Source organism: Qipengyuania sp. NPDC077410, from assembly GCF_044543405.1.
GTDB lineage: Bacteria > Pseudomonadota > Alphaproteobacteria > Sphingomonadales > Sphingomonadaceae > Qipengyuania > Qipengyuania pacifica.
The window spans coordinates 333,701-347,270 of record NZ_JBITWB010000003.1 but is presented as its reverse complement, the minus strand read 5'-3'; the positions used below and the strand labels follow the sequence as shown (position 1 = coordinate 347,270).

Below are 13,570 nucleotides of genomic sequence, written 5' to 3'. Positions count from 1 at the left end.
GGCTTAGTCGCTAATAGCCTGCATCGCGGCAACCAACCGTTCAGGCTGGACAGGTTTGTCCAAAATGGCTCTCGCATAATCGCATGTGCTGCATTCTTCCGGCGTGGAGGTCACAAAAATAACCGGAATGTCGCCCAAAGCATCACGAATGCGCGCGACCGCATCGGGGCCTTTGCCGCCTTTGCCTAAATTGACATCAGACAGGATTAGATCGGGCACTTGGTTCATCGCGGATGCCATCGCCGTAGCTTCGGAATTAGCTATGTTGGTGGTATCGGCTCCGTTCGTTTCGGCCATCCAGGCTATGAAATCGGCGAAAAGATATTCGTCTTCGATGATAAGCACGTGACACATAATTCAGACCCTTCGTGAGGGTTAACGATCAATACCAGCTTTCGATGCAACGGCTCGTCGCAAGGCCATCCGTTCCTAATCATGCTCTCTCCGAGATACTTCACGTCCCAAGACTTTTGACAGTACGATGCGAAAGGCAGCTATTCCGCAGTCGAAAAGTCCAAGCGGACCGCCTGCAAACGGCCTAGTTCCCGTCACAATTCAGAACCTCAATAAAAGAACAATGCTAGGACGCTGAAGAGCCATCGCGAACGTGAGCTTAGCGTAAATTTCGCAGTCTGCAGTTATAGGGGATTCTTAGGAGGGTGCGCCGTTTGGAGGCGGACACCCTTTGGGGGTAGAATGCACTCCGCCTTTCGTCGCCAGCCTACCTCTGCTGTATGGCGGCACGACCAGAAAAAGAAGAACACCAAACGCCGGGAGCGGATACGTCCCAGCGCGTGGTCGTTTGTTGGTTGCCGCCGCATATTCCGGTAATCGAGAACGAAGTCCGCTTTCTCGATAATCTGTTAGGATCGGAATTGGCGGCTCTGTTCGACGAGGAACTATGACCATGGCCCATCACTCCCCCATACGCGTTTGCATCTATACGCGCGTGTCGACCACGCGCCAGGCGGACAACGAGCTGTCGCTTACTGATCAGGACGAACGAGCACAGCAGTGGTGTGATCAGAACGGCGCGGTAGTGGTTGACCAGTTTGTAGAACCGGGCGCGAGCGCGATGGATGACGACCGTCCGCAGTTCCAGCAGATGATGCAACGCGCGACGAGCGACGAGCGGCCTTACGACGTCATTCTAGTGCATTCCCTCTCGCGGCTCTTCCGGAACGCAGAACATTTCATGGTCTACCGGGCCCGCCTGAAGCTCGCGAAAGTCACCATCGTCAGCATCACGCAGCCGTTCGGTGATGATCCCGCATCCGAACTCGCAGTTGGCATCCTCGCGCTGTTTGACGAATACCAGTCAAAGGAGACCGCCAAACACGTGCGTCGCACAATGCTTAAGAACGCGGCCCTCGGCTTCTGGAACGGGCAGACTCCGCCTCTCGGTTACAAGACCTACGAAGCCGATCGAATTGGAGGCAAGAGCAAAAAAAAGCTGGAAATTACGGACGAGGAAGCGCCGATAGTGCGCAAAATCTTCAATCTCTATCTCGTCGGTCCGACAGGAGGCACGCCGCTCGGGATCACCCGCGTCGCTGCATGGCTGAACGAAAACGGTTTCAAATATCGCGGTCGTAAGTTTCACGTCTCCAACGTCCAAGCCGTGCTGCGGAACACCGCTTATGTCGGTGTGGCGATGTATAATAAGCGAGACTCGAAGACCCGTGAGCTTCGTCCCGAACGTGAATGGGTGCCGATCCCCGTGCCAGCGATCGTAAGCGAGGATGATTTCGCCGCGGCACAAGCTAAGTTGAGCGCGAGTCGCGTCGTCAATACCCCCGCACGGGTAACGACCACCAACAACCTACTCATCGGCGTAGCAGTATGTGGATGCGGCGGAGACGGTTGCGGTGGAGGCATGGTTGCAGCAACCGGCAAGTCGGGAGCGTATCTGTATTACGCATGCTCCAACCGTATGCGCTCGGGGCGGACCGCTTGCACCGGACGCCGTATTCCACGCGACCAATTAGACCAGGTCGTCATGAAAGCGCTCGAAAAGCGTCTGCTTACGTCAAGTCGGTTGGAGGACTTGCTGGCCGGTTGGCTCGACATGTCTGAAAAGGCAGTGACGAACCGGCGCGAAGAGCTGCGCCAGCTACGCACACGCAAGAGCAGCCTGGAAGCAGGAATCGACCGGCTACTAGATCTCGTTATTCAGGGTCAGATGTCCCCAAGCGACGAACGCTTCTCGAAAAAGCTGCACCAGGAGAAGCAGCAGCTGGCTCAGGTGCAGGCAGACATCGCTATGACCGAACGTCAGCTCGCCGGTAGCGTTCGCAAAATCACGCCAGAAGTCATCGAGCGTTTTACGCTCCTCATGAAGAAGTGCCTGAGCGATGAAGATCCGGCGACGCGGCGCTTCTATATCAACGCGCTGGTGGGACGGGTGGAAGTCGGAAACCAGGAGATACGCATCTCCGGTAATGTCCGCGCTTTAGAGAACGCTATCGTAGCGGACGGTGGCGCCTCTGTCTCCAAAGTTCGCAGCATCGAACGGGGATGGTGCGCCCGACAGGATTCGAACCTGTGGCCCCCAGATTAGGAATCTGATGCTCTATCCTACTGAGCTACGGGCGCGCCGGTGCCTCGTATAGCGGCTCGAACCGCCGAGGCAATCAGTTGAGTTCTTCTGGTGGTGCTACCGGTACGAGAAGAGGAGCTACGGAAATTCCTTCGGCCATCATGTCCTCCGCCTCGTCTCTGGTGGCGCGACCGTGAATCGGGGCCTCATCGGCTTCGCCGTAATGCATTTCGCGGGCTTTCTCGGCGAATTTGTCGCCGACCCATGTGCTGCTCTCCAACGCTTTCGCCTGAGCTTTCGCCAGTTTCTCCAGCGCTTTTTTCACCTCGGCTGGCATTTCGCCTTTGACTACCTGAGTGGTTTCGACGGGCGCATGCGATCGGGTATTGCTCTTGGCTGGCACTGACGGGGCCATTGGCGCCTTGCCGATTTCCTCGCTGCCGCACTGCGGGCAGACGAGCAAGCCGCCTGCTTTCTGGTCAGCATAATCATCCGACGAGCCGAACCAGCCCTCAAACCGATGGCCTTCGCTACAAGAGAGATCGAACACTATCATGTGGCGGCCTATTTCGCTATTTCTCGTCTATTGGCAAGGCTTGGCACCTGCGCTCGAACTTCAGCAATTCTGGCAAGATCGATATCGCAGTAAGCAAGCGCCGCGTCGTCGCCCTCCATTTCAAGCAAGACGTCGCCCCAGGGGTCCACGACCATGCTATGGCCATAGGTCCGACGTCCGTCGGCGTGTTCACCCACCTGCGCCGCGGCAACGACGAAAGCGCTCGCTTCAATCGCCCGGGCCCTTTGGAGAACATTCCAATGGGCCCTTCCGGTCGGTACGGTAAAGGCGGCAGGAATGGCGATGCAATCGCACTGCGCCCTACCCAACTGCTCGTACAGTGCTGGAAAACGAATGTCGTAGCAAACCGACAGGCCCAATCGCCCAACCGGAGTTCCGGGGACCGTCACCACATCTTGCCCTGGCTCGTAAGCGTTCGATTCTCGCCAGCTTTCCCCACTGTCGAGATCGACGTCGAACATATGTATCTTGTCGTAGCGGCCCGCGATGTTTCCGTTTGGATCAATCACGAAAGCGCGGTTTGCCCACCTGTCATTTGGAGACTTTACGGCAAGCGATCCGAGCGAAACCCAAATGCCCGCCCGATGTGCAGCATCCCGTGCCCTGGCCAGCGCAGGCGTGTCACTTTCCAAGACTATCGACTTCGCTGCTCGCTTTCGATCGCGATCGAGCAGGCCCGACATTTCCGGGGTGAATATCATGGCAGCGCCATTGTCAGCTGCAGAAACAATGGCGCTTTCAATGGCTGTGGCGTTGTCTTCGGGATCGATATCCGAAGTCATCTGCAAGATGGCGATGCGGGCCATTCAACCCGTCAGCATAGCGTCGAGTTTTCCATCCCGCTCGAGCGCCGAGAGGTCGTCCGATCCACCCACATGGGTATCGCCGATAAATATCTGCGGCACGGTCGTGGCCTGCGGCGCCCGAGCCAGCATTTCGTCACGCTTTGACCCGCCCATGGTGATGTCGAATTCGTTATACTCGACACCTTTTTCATCGAGCAGGCGCTTGGCGCGAAAACAGAATCCGCAACCAAACTTGGTGTAGATATCGACTTGCGGCTGACTCATGAAATTCCTCTATCTTTCCAACGCCCGAAATAGCGTGCGCCTGGTCTACTTGAAAGCCCGATCCGTGAACCTATTTCGGAATCGTTGCCATGCCTCGCATGGCGACGACGGGGTGCCGAATGCGGGCCTCGTCTGGTTAAAATCGCTCACAAGAGGATTTGTTTCGATGAACCGTATGGACCTTACACCTTTCCGCCGCTCCACCGTAGGTTTCGATCGTGTATTCGATCTGATGGAACGACAGGCGCGCAACGCCGGCGGAGATAACTACCCCCCCTTCAATATCGAGCGCCGCGGCGATGACGATTATCGCATCACGCTGGCAGTTGCAGGATTCCGCTCGGGTGATCTCGACATCGTCGCGCAGCAAAATCTGCTGGTCGTAACCGGCAAGAAGCGTGACGAATTCAACGAAGGCGAAATGCTGCATATCGGCATTGCCAACCGTGGATTCGAACGCCGGTTCGAACTGGCGGATTACGTGCGGGTGGACAATGCGGACCTTGCTGATGGACTGCTTGTCATCGACCTCGTTCGCGAAGTCCCCGATGCGATGAAGCCGAAGAAGATCGCTATCGGCGGACAGCAACCGCTCGAAGTGGTCAAGACCGACAAGGAAGACGGCACCAAGGCCGCGTAATCATCTGGTCGATCTGGTGAAAATGTAGGGGGCGGAACATAAGTTCCGCCCCCGCGACGCTTTACGCCGCCCAGCCCCGAAATCGGCCGTCCGGGTCGCAGAAGACGACCGTCATCGGGGCAAGCCCCACCGCTTGTTGGCGAAGCGCATCTCTCTACCCTCTGTCCTCTGATGCGGATCTGACAGGATTTTGCACCAGATGTATCAAAAGATAAAGCGTCGACGGCTGGGCGCGATGATTTTGTCGCCTCGTTACAAGCGCCCGAAAATCATTGATCTGCGATTTCAGTCAGTTGCCGGATCGGCTGCTTTTTACCCCGTCAGACCAGCCTGGCCTGTTCGAGCGCAGCGCCAACAAAACCGGCGAACAGCGGGTGGGGATCGAACGGCTTGGACTTCAGTTCCGGATGGAACTGCACGCCTACGAACCATGGGTGATCCGGCCGTTCTACGATTTCGGGAAGCAACCCGTCCGGCGACATTCCCGAAAACACGAGACCCTGACTTTCCAGGGAATCGATATAGGCGCTGTTGACCTCGTACCGGTGACGATGCCGCTCGGAAATCATCGTATTGCCGCCGTAAATTTGCGACACATGGCTGTTCGCGGAAAGCTTGGCATCATACGCGCCCAAGCGCATCGTTCCGCCCAGATCGCCGCCTGCCTCACGCGTTTGCAGGCCTTCTTCCGTCATCCACTCGGTAATGATGCCGACGACCGGTTCGGCCGTTTCGCCGAATTCCGTCGAGCTGGCGCCGGCATAGCCTGCGGAACGTGCCGCTTCGATGCAGGCCATCTGCATACCCAGACAAATGCCGAGAAACGGCACCTTGCGTTCGCGTGCGAAACGGACCGCGGCGATCTTACCTTCGCTGCCACGCTCGCCGAAACCACCGGGCACCAGGATAGCGTGCATGGGCTCCAGCTTCGCGGCTATATCGGCGTCGTCGCCTTCAAAAATTTCCGCATCGATCCACTTGGTGTTGACCTTCACCCGGTGGGCCATACCGCCGTGAACCAACGCTTCATTGAGCGACTTGTACGCGTCCTGCAGGCCGACATACTTTCCGACCACGCCGATCGTGACTTCGCCTTCCGGATTGGAATGGCGGTCCACTACATCGTACCAGCGCGACAGATCGGGGTCTGGCGCATCGGTAATCCCGAAGGCGCGCAGCACTTCGGCGTCCAGGCCTTCACCGTGATATTGCAACGGCACGGAATAGATCGAGGGTGCGTCCAGTGCCGGAATCACGGCCTCCTGCCGCACGTTACAGAACTGCGCGATCTTGCGCCGTTCGCTGTCGGGGATTGGGTGTTCCGCCCGGCAAAGCAGCACATCGGGCTTGATCCCGAGGCTCGCCAGTTCGCGTACCGAATGCTGGGTCGGCTTCGTCTTCAACTCACCCGCAGCAGCGATGTAGGGTACGAGGGTGACATGCACGCTCAGCGTCTGCCATGGCTCCAGCTCATTTCGAAGCTGGCGGATGGCCTCCATGAACGGCAGCCCTTCGATATCGCCGACAGTGCCGCCGATCTCACACAGGATGAAATCGTGATCGTCCTGCCCGGCAAGCGCGAAGGCCTTGATCTCGTCCGTGACATGCGGAACCACCTGCACCGTCGCGCCGAGATAATCCCCCCGCCGCTCTTTGGCGATGATGTCCTGATAGATACGACCGGAAGTGATGTTGTCGCCCTGATGCGCCGACACCCCGGTAAAGCGTTCGTAATGGCCTAGATCCAGGTCCGTTTCCGCCCCATCGTCCGTCACATAGACTTCGCCATGCTGATACGGGGACATCGTCCCTGGATCGACATTGAGATAGGGGTCGAATTTTCGAATACGGACCTTGTAGCCACGCGCCTGGAGGAGAGCAGCAAGCGATGCTGCCATGAGACCTTTGCCGAGCGAGGAGACCACGCCGCCGGTGATAAATATATACCGCGCCATGGGAGTCGGGCCTTAAGCTTAGTGTTTGAGTCGGGGCAAGCGCAAACAGCTGCAAATCGCGCCGAGCATGCGGCGCAATCCACAAGCCTGCGATGTTCTGAAGATTATTCGGCTGGGGTTGCCAGCGGGTCGGGATTCGCGGGCGCTTCCTGTCCGGTGGCGGCAGGCTGATCGGTGGTTGCCGGGCCGAGCGGGTCTGCGGGCGGGGCCGGAGCGACCGTACGATCAAGTGTCGATTCGATCGCATCGCCGCCCGTCGTCTCGACCGCAACTGCGGCAAGGCCGATCGACAGAACGACGAAAAGAATGGCAAGCCACTTGGTGGACCGGGTCAGAAAGTCCGCAGCACCGCGGGCACTCAGCATGCCGGACGGGCTGCCGCCCACTCCGAGGCCGCCGCCTTCCGAACGTTGCATCAGGATGACGCCGACTAGCGCGGCTGCGACGATCGCCTGAACGACGGTAAGGAAGAGGAACATGCGAGTACTCTTGGAATGTGATTGGCTGGGCTCACGCGCATTTAGGCGCGCGAGCGGAAAACGGCAAGGCGGGCCTGCTTATACCTCTTCGGCTTCCGAGGCGCCCACGACGATGCCGAGGAAGTTTTCGGCCGAAAGGCTGGCACCGCCGACAAGCGCGCCACCCACTTCGGGCACCGCAAGAATCTCGCGCGCGTTATCCGGCTTCACCGAACCGCCATAAAGAATGCGAACCTTGGCAGAAACATCTTCGCCAAAGGTCTCATCCAGTAGAGCGCGAATAGCGCGGTGCATGGCGGCAATGTCTTCAACCGTCGCGGTACGGCCCGTGCCGATGGCCCAGATCGGCTCATACGCGATGGTGAGCCGGTCTGCCGGATCCTGAAAAATCGGCAACGCTGCGCGAAGCTGACCCAGAACGAAGCTTTCCGCCTCTCCCGCATCGCGGGTTTCCAGCGATTCGCCACAGCAAAGTATCACGCGAAGGCCGGCTTCCAGCGCCGATTCGATCTTCGCGTTGATCAACTCGTTGGTTTCGGCATGATCCTGGCGCCGTTCGCTATGTCCCAGTATGACGAACTTCGCGCCGGCATCGGCCACCATCGATGCGTTGATATCACCGGTGTGCGCGCCTTCGGCGCCGGAATGGCAATCCTGTGCACCGATTCCGATCTGCTCGGCTTCCTTATGAACCGCGTGAATCAGAGTGTAAGGTGGCGCGACGGCAACCTCGACCTTCATGTAGCGCTGGGCCGCACGATCGATGGCGCGCGCTTCCGAAAGCATGGCGCGCGTGCCGTTCATTTTCCAGTTTCCAACGATGTAGGGCCGTTCGGCCATGGGTACGTCCTGCAAATTGTCTGAGTGAGGGCCCCGCTATATGGGGCAAGAGTTGCGCTCCGCTAGACAAGGTTTCTTCCCGCGTCAAAACCCTTTGCAGCCTGTTGCTCATGGGTCGCAGGGCGGATAAAGCGCCCCAACCCGTTCCGGCCCGCCAGAACGACAGCAGCAACCCGATGGGATCGCCCGCAGATCATGTTCCAGTTCTTCCGCAACTTCTTCAAGACCAAACTCGGCCTTGCCATCTCTCTGGCATTCCTTGGCCTTATAGCCCTCGCCTTTGCCAGCGCAGACGTTTCCAGCACCGGCACATTCGGTGGAATCGCAGGCGGTGATCGCGTCGCTGTGGTCGGTGATGAAAAGATCGGCACTGCCGATCTGGTAGTGGCTGCGAATAATGGCCTCGACCGTCTTCGGCAGGAAGATCCCACGCTTTCCATGCCGGAATTCGTCGGCAGCGGTCAGCTGGAACTGGTTCTGGAAGCTCTTATCGATCGCAACGCGATCCAGGGATACGCCAGAAAATACGGGTTCCGTGCCGGAGAGAATCTGCTGAACAGCGAAATTCGCATGATCCCCGCCTTTCGCGGCGCCGACGGCAATTTCGACGAACAGACATATCGCCAGGCGCTGGCCATGCAACGGATCAGCGATGCTCAGGTCCGCAGCGATCTCGGTGTCGGACTGCTTTCGCAGCAATTGCTGATACCGGCCAGTTTCGGGGCGTCGGTGCCGAACAAGCTGGCCTACCGTTATGCACAGTTGTTCAAGGAACGCCGCCAGGGTTCCATCGCCCTTCTGCCCGCTGCAACATACGCCCCGTCGGGCGCCGCCGATCCTGAAGTTCTACGTGCTTATTACAACGCCAACCGGGAAGCTTTCGTCCGCCCCGAGCGCCGCGTAATCCGCTACGCCACGTTCGATTCTGATGCCTTGGGCGATCGGATCGAACCGACCGAGGCCGAGATCGCAGCCCGCTACAAGCGCGACGCCGAACAATATGCCGCAAGCGAAACGCGGAACTTCACGCAATTGATCGTACCCACCGAAGCGGCGGCAAAGTCGATTCGCGACCGCGTTGCTGGCGGCGCCTCCTTCGAACAGGTTGCACGGGAAGCGGGTCTGCGCGCGTCACCGGTGTTGGACGTCACACGCACTGCTTTGGCCGCGCAATCCTCTCCCGCCGTTGCCGCAGCATATTTCGCCGCGGCAGATGGCGCGATGACAACGCCCGCCCGCAGTTCGCTTGGCTGGCACGTTGCACGCATCGATTCGGTGGATGCCACCCCGGCCCGCACCCTTGCTGATGTCCGCGGAGAAATCTCCGACACGCTTCGCGAAGAAAAGCGCGTTCGCGGCCTCGCCGATCTCGCTACCGAGATTGAGGAGCAGCTGCGCGACGGCGCTACGCTCGCCGAAGTTGCCGACGATCTGGATCTTCAGCTGTCGACCACCGGACCGACGCTCGCCGACGGCCGCATGTTCGAAAATCCGGAACAGTCCGTGCCAGACGTCCTGCGCCCCGCACTCGCCACGGCTTTTCAGATGGAAGTGGAAGAGCCCGAGATCGCACCGGTCGATGGCGGACAGACTTATCTCGTCTATGAAGTCGGCGACATCACCGGCGCCGCTGTCGCCCCCTACCAGGAAATCGAACAGCTCGTCGAAGCGCGCTGGCGTGCAACCGAGGGCATGAAGGCGGCACAGGCCGCTGCCGATCGGGTGATGGCCCGGGTGCGCAAGGGCAGCACGATGCAGGCGGCCCTTGCTGCAGAAGACCGCCGCGTGCCCCCGGCTCAATCGGTTGATATGACGCGCGAGGATCTCGCTCGCCAGCGCGAGCAGCGCGTACCGCCACCTCTCGCCCTCCTGTTCAGCATGGCCGAAGGCACCACGAAAAAGCTCGATGCCGGCGGCAACACCGGGTTCTTCGTGGTCAAGGTCAACGACATTACCATGGACGACATCGCCAAGGACGACCCGCTGATCGAACAGGCTACCCGTCAGATGGGGCCCCTGATCGGCGAAGAATATGCCGAACAGCTCCGCCTCGCCATGCGTGAAGAGCTGGGTGTATCGCGCAATCCGTCGGCTATCGATGCTGTTCGCAAGCAGCTGATCGGCAACTGAGGCGCATTTGAGCACAAGTCTCAAAGGCGTCGACCAGGCGCGTAAAGCGCTAGCTGACGGCAGGCCTGCGCTGGTCTGGCGGCAGGTGGTCGCAGATACCGAAACGCCTGTCGGGGCGGCGCTCAAGCTATTTTGCGAAGGCCGCGGCGATTTTCTGCTCGAGTCGGTGGAAGGCGGCGACGTGCGCGGCCGCTACAGTCTCATGGGTCTCGATCCGGATCTCGTGTTCAGGGCGACCGGCGATCGGGCGGAGATCAATCGCGACTGGCAGAACGATCACCATGCCTTTCACGCTTGTGAAGGCGGCACCCTCGAAAATCTTCGCGCATTGGTGGAATCCTGCCGCTGCGATGTGCCCGATGAATTGCCGCCAGCTCTCGCCTGCCTCGTCGGCCATTTCGGCTACGAAACGATCGGCCTCGTGGAGAAGCTGCCCCGCCCTCCACACGGCGAACTCGACCTGCCGGACATGCTGTTTGTACGGCCCACGGTCCTGCTTGTTTTCGACCGGCTGAGCGACGCGCTGTTCTGCGTCGCACCAGTCTGGGACGAATTGGCGATGGAACTTGCTGGCGAACGGATCGACGACGTTCTGCGCAAGCTTGCTCAGCAATTACCACCATCCGCAAAGGCCGTGACGGACCATCCCGAACCTTCCTTGGCCCCGACCATGTCCGCCGCGGATTACGAAACGATGGTTCTCAAGGCTCAGGACTACATTTCGGCTGGCGACATTTTTCAGGTCGTCCTCTCTCAGCGCTTCACTTCGCCTTTCACACTCCCGCCGATGGACCTTTATCGTGCGTTGCGGCGCGTGAACCCATCGCCTTTTCTTTATTTTCTCGACATGCCCGGCTTTGCCATTGTCGGCTCCAGCCCGGAAATCCTCGTACGCGTGCGCGATGGCGAGGTCACCATCCGGCCGATTGCCGGCACACGGCCGCGCGGCGCCAATTCTGCGGCAGACCGGCTTGCCGAACAGGACCTGCTCGCCGATCCCAAGGAACGCGCCGAACATCTGATGCTGCTCGATCTCGGACGCAACGATGTCGGTCGCGTCGCCGCGTCCGGGACCGTTACCGTGACTGAGAGCTTCACTGTCGAACGCTACAGCCACGTCATGCATATCGTCAGCAACGTCACCGGGCGGCTCGATCCGTCGAAGGATGCGATCGATGCAATGTTCGCCGGCTTCCCTGCGGGCACCGTCAGCGGGGCGCCCAAGGTCCGCGCCTGCGAGATCATTGCCGAACTCGAGCCGGCGACGCGCGGCCCCTACGCTGGTGGCGTCGGCTACTTTGCCCCCGACGGTTCGGTAGACAGCTGCATCGTATTGCGCACAGCCGTGGTCCAGGACGGCATGATGCATGTACAGGCTGGAGCAGGTATAGTCGCCGACAGCGATCCCGCCTATGAACAGAAAGAATGCGAAGCGAAGGCGAGCGCCCTGCTCGCTGCGGCCAAGGAAGCCGTACGCCTCGCGAGGGAGCCCGGATTCGGTCAATGAGAATTACAATCGCCGCCCTCGCCCTTCTGGCCTTGACTGCTTGCGAAGCACAGCCCGAAGGCGAACCCGTCGCCCGCGCACGCATCGATGGCCAAGCGCAGGTGGATCCCACGCCCGATCCGACCCCGACCGAAACGCTCGCAAGCCAGGTCGAAAGCGCCTGCCGTTCGATCATTTTCGAAGATACGCCGGTCACGCATTGCCTTGCCGTGCCGGCGCGTCACAGCATCAGCATGGCACTTGGACGTGACGGCAAGTTCTATCGCAGCCTGACCGACTTCGCAGCGGCCACCGATGCGCAGACCATCGCCTTTGCCATGAATGCAGGCATGTTCGACGATGACGGCGAACCGATCGGGTATTTCGTGGAAGATTCGGAACGGCTGCATCCGCTCAACACCGCCGATGGCGAAGGCAACTTCCACATGAACCCCAATGGCGTTTTCTACGGCACCGATGGCGAATGGGCAGTGCGCGCGACTGACTGGTTTCTGGAAAATGTGACGGAGCGTCCTCAATTCGGGACGCAATCCGGCCCCATGCTGGTGGTCGATGGCAAGATTCACCCGGAAATCACGCGCGACGGACCGTCTAAATTCGTACGCAACGCGGTTGGCGTGGACGATGAAGGCCGCGCGCATTTCGTGATCTCGAATGCGCCGATTTCGTTCGGCAAGCTCGCCCGTTTCTACAAGGACGAGCTGCACGTGAAGAACGCGCTGTATCTGGACGGGAATGTTTCCCAGCTCTGGAACCCCGCCACGGAACGGCTCGATACCGGGGCCCCGATCGGCCCCATCGTCGTGGTTAGAAAGAAAGCTTCCGAATGACCGATACGCGCTGCGCCCTCTATCCCGAGATCGAACCCTATGAAACCGGGATGCTCGATGTCGGCGAAGGCCATTCGCTCTATTGGGAACGCGTCGGCACCAAGGGGGCGAAACCGGCCGTCTTCCTTCACGGCGGTCCGGGTGGCGGGATGTCGCCTGCCCATCGCCGCCAATGGGACCCTGAACTTTATGACGTGCTTCTGTTCGACCAGCGCGGCTGCGGCAAATCGCTTCCTTTCGCTGAAATCGAAAACAACGATACCTGGCGCATAGTCGAAGATATCGAACGTCTGCGCGAAATGTGCGGGCATGAAAAATGGCAGGCTTTCGGCGGCAGCTGGGGCTCCACCCTTGCCCTCGCCTACGCCCAGAAATATCCCGAGCGGGTGAGCGAGCTCGTATTGCGCGGCGTGTTCCTCGGCCGGCAAAAGGAAAAAGACTGGCTCTATTCCTACGGCGCCAGCGAAATAATGGCCGAACAGTGGGACGACTTCACCGGCCTCATTCCAGAAGCCGAACGCGGCGACCTCGTGAAGGCCTATCACAAGCGTCTGACCAGCGATGACGAAGACACGCGCCTTGCCGCGGCAAGGGAATGGTCGTTGTGGGAAGGAACCGTCGCCACACTTCTTCCCGATCCCGCCCTGCTCGACAGTTTTGCCGATCCTTCCAAGGCCGTTCCCTTTGCCCGCATCTGCGCCAAGTTCTTCCTCGAGGATTTCTTCCTCGAAGAGGCGCAATTGCTGAAGAACGTCGACAGGCTCGCCGGCATTCCGGGTATCATCGTCCAGGGCCGCCACGACATCTGCACTCCGCCTGTCTCCGCGTGGGAGTTGAAAAAGGCCTGGCCCGAAGCCGACCTTTGGATTGTTCACGATGCGGGGCACAGCGCAGGAGAAACCGGGATCGTCGACGGTTTGGTTAAGGCGACAGACAAGCTGGCAGGCAAGAAAGCCTGACGTCACGCCGACGTTTCGCATCCCGCAGCTTTCCTTGCTTGAAA

The 13,570-nt window shown here is 59.6% G+C and carries 13 protein-coding genes and 1 tRNA gene; 6 read left to right on the top strand and 8 right to left on the bottom strand.

Annotated elements, in window-relative coordinates:
- Positions 1–3: 3 nt before the first annotated feature.
- Entirely contained in the window at positions 4–345 is a 342-nt protein-coding gene (locus ACIGGE_RS15270; RefSeq protein WP_397490986.1) for a response regulator, read from the bottom strand.
- Between the two features lie 556 nt (positions 346–901).
- On the opposite strand from ACIGGE_RS15270, the gene ACIGGE_RS15265 reads away from it, so the two are divergent.
- A complete protein-coding gene (locus ACIGGE_RS15265) occupies positions 902–2,560 on the top strand; it encodes a recombinase family protein (RefSeq protein WP_397491015.1) in 1,659 nt (552 codons plus the stop codon).
- Here ACIGGE_RS15265 and ACIGGE_RS15260 read toward each other — a convergent pair.
- From ACIGGE_RS15260 to grxC, 4 genes are all read right to left on the bottom strand, one after another.
- Positions 2,519–2,595: transfer RNA gene (locus ACIGGE_RS15260), tRNA-Arg, on the bottom strand. The two genes, ACIGGE_RS15265 and ACIGGE_RS15260, sit on opposite strands and share 42 nt — an antisense overlap.
- A gap of 38 nt (positions 2,596–2,633) precedes the next feature.
- The gene (locus tag ACIGGE_RS15255) at positions 2,634–3,095 is read right to left on the bottom strand and encodes a DUF1178 family protein (protein WP_221598379.1); all 462 of its coding nucleotides are present in this window, start codon (positions 3,093–3,095) and stop codon (positions 2,634–2,636) included.
- An 8-nt stretch (positions 3,096–3,103) separates the two neighbouring features.
- Positions 3,104–3,922 carry a carbon-nitrogen hydrolase family protein gene (locus ACIGGE_RS15250; protein ID WP_397490985.1) on the bottom strand — a complete coding sequence of 273 codons (819 nt, stop codon included), beginning with the start codon at positions 3,920–3,922 and terminating at the stop codon, positions 3,104–3,106.
- Positions 3,923–4,186, bottom strand: a complete 264-nt coding sequence (gene grxC / locus ACIGGE_RS15245) for a glutaredoxin 3 (RefSeq protein WP_222828096.1) — start codon at positions 4,184–4,186, stop codon at positions 3,923–3,925.
- 166 nt (positions 4,187–4,352) lie between these two features.
- Between grxC and ACIGGE_RS15240 the strand changes: the two genes are divergently transcribed.
- Complete coding sequence (locus ACIGGE_RS15240) at positions 4,353–4,826, top strand: Hsp20 family protein (protein ID WP_103023841.1); 474 nt, start codon at positions 4,353–4,355, stop codon at positions 4,824–4,826.
- Between the two features lie 320 nt (positions 4,827–5,146).
- On the opposite strand, the gene ACIGGE_RS15235 is transcribed toward ACIGGE_RS15240, so the two are convergent.
- The 3 genes from ACIGGE_RS15235 to tpiA all read right to left on the bottom strand — a co-directional run bounded on the left by ACIGGE_RS15235 (position 5,147) and on the right by tpiA (position 8,100).
- Positions 5,147–6,781, bottom strand: a complete 1,635-nt coding sequence (locus tag ACIGGE_RS15235; RefSeq protein WP_103023789.1) for a CTP synthase — start codon at positions 6,779–6,781, stop codon at positions 5,147–5,149.
- 104 nt (positions 6,782–6,885) lie between these two features.
- The gene (gene secG / locus ACIGGE_RS15230) at positions 6,886–7,260 is read right to left on the bottom strand and encodes a preprotein translocase subunit SecG (protein ID WP_301642918.1); all 375 of its coding nucleotides are present in this window, start codon (positions 7,258–7,260) and stop codon (positions 6,886–6,888) included.
- Positions 7,261–7,338: 78 nt separating this feature from the next.
- The gene (gene tpiA / locus ACIGGE_RS15225; RefSeq protein WP_272020104.1) at positions 7,339–8,100 is read right to left on the bottom strand and encodes a triose-phosphate isomerase; all 762 of its coding nucleotides are present in this window, start codon (positions 8,098–8,100) and stop codon (positions 7,339–7,341) included.
- A gap of 195 nt (positions 8,101–8,295) precedes the next feature.
- Here tpiA and ACIGGE_RS15220 point away from each other — a divergent pair, with 195 nt between their 5' ends.
- The 4 genes from ACIGGE_RS15220 to pip are packed head-to-tail and all read left to right on the top strand — an operon-like array spanning position 8,296 to position 13,526.
- The gene (locus ACIGGE_RS15220; protein WP_397490984.1) at positions 8,296–10,230 is read left to right on the top strand and encodes a SurA N-terminal domain-containing protein; all 1,935 of its coding nucleotides are present in this window, start codon (positions 8,296–8,298) and stop codon (positions 10,228–10,230) included.
- A gap of 7 nt (positions 10,231–10,237) precedes the next feature.
- Entirely contained in the window at positions 10,238–11,737 is a 1,500-nt protein-coding gene (gene trpE, locus ACIGGE_RS15215; protein WP_397490983.1) for an anthranilate synthase component I, read from the top strand.
- A complete protein-coding gene (locus ACIGGE_RS15210) occupies positions 11,734–12,567 on the top strand; it encodes a phosphodiester glycosidase family protein (RefSeq protein ID WP_397490982.1) in 834 nt (277 codons plus the stop codon). The genes trpE and ACIGGE_RS15210 overlap by 4 nt, the downstream gene beginning before the upstream one ends.
- Entirely contained in the window at positions 12,564–13,526 is a 963-nt protein-coding gene (gene pip / locus ACIGGE_RS15205; protein WP_221598372.1) for a prolyl aminopeptidase, read from the top strand. The genes ACIGGE_RS15210 and pip overlap by 4 nt, the downstream gene beginning before the upstream one ends.
- Positions 13,527–13,570 lie beyond the last annotated feature (44 nt).